We start from the raw sequence: 6,443 nt of genomic DNA, 5'->3' as shown, positions 1-6,443 counted from the left end.
CACGCCAGTTGGCAATTCTATTAAATGTATTAAATACACAGTAGCATTGCTTTTTTTAGCAATGCTTGCTGCCATTTTTGCAGCGTATTCAGACGGTTTAGAAAAATCGGTAGGTACTAATATTTTTTTCATAAGTCAGAATTTTAAGTTGATGTTTCAAACGTATTTAAAGTTACAAAAAAATAATGAATTGCACTTGCTTTGGTAAATCATAAACAATTCGTATATTTGCACCGAAAATAATGGTAAATGAAGAAAGAAGGGGACTTAAAGTCCCCTCTTTTTATATTTTATTTTAAGGTTTAAAATGGATAATAAAAAGGTAAAAGATTTGGTAGATGAAGCTTTAGAGCTTAATAAATCGTTGTTTTTAATAGATTTATCCATTTCTGTAAATAATAAAATTCAGGTTGTTGTAGATGGTGATAATGGTGTTCCTCTAAGTGAGTGCATCAGAATTAGTAGAAACGTAGAGCATAACCTAGATAGAGAAGAAGAAGATTTTTCTTTAGAAGTTACAACACCAGATATTGCACATCCACTGTCAGAAAAAAGACAGTATATTAAAAATATTGGCAGAATTTTAAAAGTAAAAACTGCAGAACAAGAATTTGAAGGAACTTTAGCAGAAGCAGACCAAGATAAAATTATCTTACAATGGAAAGCTAGAGAGCCAAAACCAATTGGTAAAGGAAAAATTACTGTAGAAAAAACAGTAACTTTAGAGTATAAGGATATTAAAGAAGCAAAAGTGAAAATTGTATTTTAAGCAAAAAATGTAATGGAAAATATAGCATTAATTGATTCGTTTTCAGAATTTAAAGATAATAAAAGTATAGACAGAGTAACACTTATGTCTATTTTAGAAGAAGTGTTTAGAGCTGCCCTAAAACGTAAGTTTGGGTCTGATGATAATTTTGATATCATTATAAACCCAGATAAGGGAGATTTAGAGATTTGGAGAAACAGAGTTGTAGTTGCAGACGGTTTTTCTGAAGATGATAACGAAGAAATAGAACTATCTGAAGCAAGAAAAATTGAGCCAGATTTCGAAATTGGTGAAGACGTTTCTGAAGAAGTAAAGTTAATAGATTTAGGTAGAAGAGCTATTTTAGCATTACGTCAAAATCTAATATCTAAAATTTATGAGCACGATAGTACAAATATATTTAAGCATTTTAAAGATTTAGAAGGCGATTTATATAGTGCAGAAGTACATCACATTCGTCATAATGCAATTATTTTGTTAGATGATGAAGGCAATGAAATCGTATTGCCAAAAAGTGAACAAATAAGATCTGACTTTTTTAGAAAAGGTGACTCTGTTAGAGGGGTTATAAAATCTGTAGAATTAAGAGGTAATAAACCAGCTATTATTTTATCTAGAACATCACCAGCCTTCTTAAATAAATTATTCGAACAAGAAATTCCAGAGGTATTTGATGGTTTAATTACTGTGGAAGGAGTTGCTAGAATACCTGGAGAAAAAGCAAAAGTAGCGGTAGATTCTTATGACGATAGAATAGATCCTGTAGGAGCTTGTGTTGGTGTAAAAGGATCTAGAATACATGGTATTGTTAGAGAATTGGGTAACGAAAATATAGACGTTATCAATTACACAAAAAACGAGCAATTATTTATCTCTAGAGCATTAAGTCCTGCAAAAGTAACATCCATGGAAATTGAAATGTACGACGAGGAAAAAAATGGTAAAAAAGGACGTGTAAATGTACTTTTAAAACCAGAAGAAGTTTCTAAAGCTATTGGTAGAGGTGGTGTTAATATTCGTTTGGCGAGTGAATTAACAGGTTACGAAATAGATGTTAAAAGAGAAGGCTTAGAGGAAGAAGATGTAGAATTAACAGAATTTGTTGATGAAATTGAAGATTGGATTATTGCAGAATTTAAAAACATTGGTTTAGATACTGCAAGAAGTGTATTAGAAACTACTGTAGAAGAATTGGTAAAAAGAACCGATTTAGAAGAAGAAACTATTTTAGATGTACAAAGAATCTTAAAAGAAGAATTCGAAGAGTAGTATTAAAAATTGAAAAAGAAATCGTAAAAAAGTATATTTTTACAAAATTAAAGGCTAAAAAATAATATATGTCTGAAGGCAAAACAACGAGGCTTAATAAAGTTTTAAGAGAATTAAATATTTCTCTTGATAGAGCAGTAGAATACTTAGCAGATAAAGGTCATGAAATAGAATCTAGACCTACTACTAAAATTTCTGGTGATGTCTATCAAGTTCTTCTAGATGGTTTCCAAACAGATGCCAGTAAAAAAGCAGCGTCTAAGGAAGTTGGAGAAGAAAAACGAAAAGAGAAAGAAGCAATTCGCGCAGAAATAGAAGCTAAGCAGGAGAGAAAAAGGATAGAAGAAGCCAAAAAAGAAGAAGTTTTAAAAGCGAAAGCCGAAAAATTAGAGTTAAAAACCGTTGGTAAAATAGATATTGACAACGTTGGTAAAAAAGCCGAACCAAAAACTGAAGAAGTTAAAGAAGAGGCACCAAAAGCTGATGAAACTAAAACAGCACCTGTTGCAGAAACACCAGCAAAAGAAACTCCAAAAGTAGAAGTTCCAAAAGTAGAAACTCCAAAAGCTAAAAAAGAAATATCTAACATAGAAAAGGAGTCTGCAAAAAAAGAACCTTCTAAAAAACTAGACACAAAATCTACTCCTAAAGAAGAAGAGAATACTACAGAAGTAACTTCAGAAAATGCGGAGGCTATAAAAACACAGTACAAAAAGTTAGATGGTCCCAACTTTACAGGTAAAAAAATCGATTTAAAACAATTCGAAAAACCTAAGAAGAAAAAACCAGAAGCTAAAAAAGACGGCAAATCCGATCCAAGGAAAAAGCGTAAACGTATTAGTAAACCTGGTTCAACAAGTGGTACTGCAAGAGGTGGTCAAGGAGGAAGAGGTTCTAACAATAGAGGTGGTTTCAAAGGAAGAGGAAACAATAGGCCTGCTGTTAAAAAAGAAGAACCAACAGAAGCAGAAATCCAAAAGCAAGTAAGAGAAACTCTCGAGAAATTGCAAGGGAAATCTTCTAAAGGTAAAGGAGCAAAATATAGAAGAAATAAAAGAGATGCCAGAAGAGAACAATCTGAGGCAGAAGAAGAAGCACAAGCATTAGACAACAAAATCTTAAAGGTAACAGAATTTGTTACTGTTAGTGAAGTTGCTACAATGATGGATGTTCCTGTAACCAATATTATCTCTGCATGTATGTCTTTAGGGATGATGGTTACAATGAATCAGCGTTTGGATGCAGAAACATTAGTAATTGTTGCAGAAGAATTTGATCATAAAGTAGAATTTGTTGGTGCAGAAGTAGAAGAATCTATAGAAGAAGTAGAAGATAAACCAGAAGATTTAGAAACAAGAGCGCCAATTATTACAGTAATGGGGCACGTAGATCATGGTAAAACTTCTTTATTAGATTACATTAGAAAAGCAAATGTAATCGAAGGCGAAAGTGGTGGAATCACACAACACATTGGGGCGTATTCTGTAAACGTAGGCGATCAAAAAATAGCATTTTTAGATACACCTGGTCACGAAGCCTTTACAGCAATGCGTGCACGTGGGGCGCAAGTAACAGATTTAGTAATTATTGTGGTAGCAGCAGATGATGATGTAATGCCACAAACTAAAGAGGCTATTTCGCATGCGCAAGCTGCAGGGGTTCCTATCATATTTGCAATCAATAAAATTGATAAACCAAATGCGAACCCAGATAATGTAAAAACACAACTTTCTTCAATGAATTTATTGATAGAAGAATGGGGTGGTAACATACAATCACAAGATATTTCAGCAAAAACAGGAGAAGGTATTCCTGAGTTGTTAGAAAAAGTTTTATTAGAAGCAGAAGTTTTAGAACTAAAAGCAAATCCTGATAAAAACGCAGTTGGTGCAGTTGTAGAAGCATTGTTAGATAAAGGTAGAGGTTATGTAACCACTATTTTAGTACAAGCTGGAACTTTAAAAATAGGCGATTACTTATTGGCTGGTAAACACAGTGGAAAAGTAAAAGCAATGTTTGATGATAAAGGAAATAATTTAGAAGCTGCAGGTCCATCAACTCCAATATCAATTTTAGGATTGGATGGAGCGCCACAAGCAGGTGATAAATTTAATGTTTTTGAAGACGAAAGAGAAGCAAAACAAATTGCCTCTAAACGTTCTCAATTACAACGCGAGCAATCTGTTAGAACTCAGAAAACATTAACTTTAGATGAAATCGGACGTAGAATTGCGTTAGGAGACTTTAAAGAGTTAAATATTATCTTAAAAGGTGATGTAGATGGTTCGGTAGAAGCTTTAACAGACTCTTTCCAAAAATTATCAACGGAAGAAATTCAAGTAAATATTTTACACAAAGGTGTAGGTGCTATTACTGAAAGTGATGTATTATTAGCAACAGCTTCAGATGCAATTATTGTTGGGTTTAACGTACGTCCGCAAGGAAATGCTAGAATGGTTGCAGATAGAGAAGAAGTAGATATTAGAACATACTCTATCATTTACGATGCCATTAACGACTTAAAAGATGCTATGGAAGGCATGCTGTCTCCAGAGATGAAAGAAGAAGTAACGGGTAATGTAGAAATTAGAGAAGTTTATAAAATTTCTAAAGTTGGTAACATTGCAGGTTGTATGGTGATGTCTGGTAAAATCTTTAGAGATTCTCAAATCAGAATTATTAGAGACGGTATCGTTGTGCACGATGGTGTATTGTCATCTTTAAAACGTTTTAAAGACGATGTAAAAGAAGTAGCTAAAGGATATGATTGTGGTCTTCAGATTAAGAATTATAACGACATTCAAGAAGGTGATGTTATAGAAGCCTATAAAGAAGTAGCCGTTAAAAAGAAATTAAAATAAATATATTTTAATATAAAAAGTAAAGCCGAAATTCAATTAGAATTTCGGCTTTTTTATTGCTAGTAATTTTACTAATTTCTGCTAACTGTTATTGTAAACTGGCAACTAAATTATTTCCCCATAGGAATTACAATGGTACCAGTAAATTCTTTGCTAAAAATTAAATTAGCTCTATCTGCCTCCAATTTTGTTTTGTAATTTCCAACCTGTACTTTCCACTCTGGATTGTTGTAAACTAGCTTTCTAGATACTCTTGGGTACAAAATACCAAATTTTGCATGGGTGCTTTTGGCAGTTCTTTCATTACCGTAATAAACTTGAATGGTGTAGCCAAATCCATTTTTTTTATTGTAATTTCTCTTTTTTTCAATCAACTTTTTAATAGAATCGCTTGTTTTCGTCTCATTTTGAGCTTGTAAACTCATCGTAAAACAAAAGAAACAGAATAAAAAAAGTGTTAAAAATTTTGGTTTTTTCATGTGTAAAAATCTTTTTACAAAAATAACGACTTGTAATAGAATATATTGAATTATACTCTTATTTAGAATTGTTATAAATTGATATTTAACATTCTATTCGCTTTTCAAAATTTAGCAATATGTAGTACTTTTGTAGAACTGTTCAAAACGCAGTTTTTTGAGCGAAATTATACACAATACTAAAATTATAGTTTGTACATATGAAAAGTGTAACATTGCAGAGTAGACTAACTTCAGTACTTCTTAAAAGTCTTACAATACTTTTGTTTTTTGCGTTTAGCGTATCTTCTTATTCCCAAGAGGTAGATGAGGCTCGTCAAAAAGCTGGGAAAAAATTATTCAAATCCTTGTGTGCTTCTTGTCATAAATTAGATAAGAAATTGGTAGGACCTGCCTTAGGTGGTGTAGAAGAGCGTAGAGAAAATTCTTGGTTAAAATCTTGGATTAAAAACAACGCAGAATTTCAAAAGGTAAATGCAGAAGCAGCTGAAGCGGCACAATATAGTGCAACTGCTATGAATGCTTTTCCTCAATTAAACGATGCTCAAATTGACGATATTTTATATTACACAACGGTCGGTGAGATTAAAAAAGTAGCCGCACCAGGTGAGGTTGTTGTTGGTAATCAAGTTTTAGAGAAAAACGGAGCGCCAGATTGGTTAATTTATTTATTAGCTGCAGCAATTGTTGTTGCGTTTTTAATGATTGCTAGTTTGTTGAAACAAGTTAGTGAATTAAAAGGAAATAAAAAATTAGAGGTACAATCTAACTTAAGAAGAGATTTACAAGAATTGTGGGTGGGTGTAAAAAATAACACTTTCTTAAAAGTATTATCTACTATTTTCTTGTTGTTAATTGGTGCTTATGTAGTGTTTGGTATGCTGTTTACTGTTGGTGTAGATCAAGGGTATCAACCAATACAACCAATTGCATTTTCACATAAGATACACGCAGGAGAAAATAAAGTAGATTGCCAATATTGTCACTCGTCAGCAAAACATAGTAAACATTCTGGTATTCCATCAGTAAATGTTTGTATGAATTGTCATAAAGCAATTGCAGAAG

General features: G+C 32.4%; 6 protein-coding genes. 4 read left to right on the top strand and 2 right to left on the bottom strand.

Going from position 1 to position 6,443, the window contains the following annotated elements; all coding sequences use genetic code 11:
- Positions 1-75 (bottom strand): hypothetical protein (locus ACTG3S_RS12710; protein ID WP_439129723.1); only part of this gene is annotated, 75 nt, incomplete at its 3' end.
- A gap of 232 nt (positions 76-307) precedes the next feature.
- Here ACTG3S_RS12710 and rimP point away from each other — a divergent pair.
- From rimP to infB, 3 genes are all read left to right on the top strand, one after another.
- Positions 308-769 (top strand): ribosome assembly cofactor RimP, encoded by a 462-nt coding sequence (gene rimP, locus ACTG3S_RS12705; RefSeq protein ID WP_439129716.1) that lies wholly within the window; start codon positions 308-310, stop codon positions 767-769.
- Between the two features lie 12 nt (positions 770-781).
- Positions 782-2,038, top strand: a complete 1,257-nt coding sequence (gene nusA / locus ACTG3S_RS12700) for a transcription termination factor NusA (protein ID WP_439129715.1) — start codon at positions 782-784, stop codon at positions 2,036-2,038.
- A 68-nt stretch (positions 2,039-2,106) separates the two neighbouring features.
- Positions 2,107-4,899, top strand: coding sequence for a translation initiation factor IF-2 (gene infB / locus ACTG3S_RS12695; protein WP_439129714.1), 2,793 nt, complete (start codon positions 2,107-2,109; stop codon positions 4,897-4,899).
- Between the two features lie 110 nt (positions 4,900-5,009).
- Here the strand turns inward: infB and ACTG3S_RS12690 are convergent, their stop codons facing one another.
- The gene (locus tag ACTG3S_RS12690) at positions 5,010-5,378 is read right to left on the bottom strand and encodes an SPOR domain-containing protein (RefSeq protein WP_439129713.1); all 369 of its coding nucleotides are present in this window, start codon (positions 5,376-5,378) and stop codon (positions 5,010-5,012) included.
- Between the two features lie 200 nt (positions 5,379-5,578).
- On the opposite strand from ACTG3S_RS12690, the gene ACTG3S_RS12685 reads away from it, so the two are divergent.
- Positions 5,579-6,443 (top strand): c-type cytochrome (locus tag ACTG3S_RS12685; protein ID WP_439129712.1); only part of this gene is annotated, 865 nt, incomplete at its 3' end.

The sequence above is a fragment of the Polaribacter sp. genome, assembly GCF_965656025.1.
In the GTDB taxonomy this organism is placed as follows: Bacteria; Bacteroidota; Bacteroidia; order Flavobacteriales; family Flavobacteriaceae; genus Polaribacter.
The sequence above is the reverse complement of the archived record's forward strand: the minus strand, read 5'-3'. Positions and strand labels throughout refer to the sequence as shown.